1 protein-coding gene is annotated in these 358 nt (G+C 58.9%); it reads left to right on the forward strand.

Going from position 1 to position 358, the window contains the following annotated elements:
- The coding region (locus tag X744_RS01000000170770) for a recombinase family protein (RefSeq protein ID WP_032908312.1) at nucleotides 1-247 on the forward strand (247 nt) is incomplete at its 5' end.
- Nucleotides 248-358 lie beyond the last annotated feature (111 nt).

Genomic DNA, 358 nt, shown 5'->3' on the forward strand with positions numbered 1-358 from the left:
GGGCCGCCTCATGAAGGTCGCGCTTGGCGCTCGCTACTCAACTGACAATCACCGAGACGCCTCGATCGAGGATCAGTTGCAGCTCTGCTGCTTGCGTGCTGAAAAGCAAGGCTGGACAGTCGTCGACAGCAATACCCACCGCGCGATCTGCGGCGCGTCGCTGTTGCGTCCCGGCCTTCAGGAGCTGATCAGCGATGCGATGCAGGGCAAATTCCTGATCGTGCTCGCAGAGGCGATGGATCGCTGACCATGACCGCTGCAAACCGGGAGCAGGCCAGGCTGGGCAAACGTTGCAACAGATCCTTCAAGGAAATTCATAGACTCTTAGCAACTCCGGCTCGCTGTGAATGGTAGGCTT

It is taken from the genome of Mesorhizobium sp. LNHC252B00, from assembly GCF_000502955.1.
Classification (GTDB): Bacteria; Pseudomonadota; Alphaproteobacteria; order Rhizobiales; family Rhizobiaceae; genus Mesorhizobium.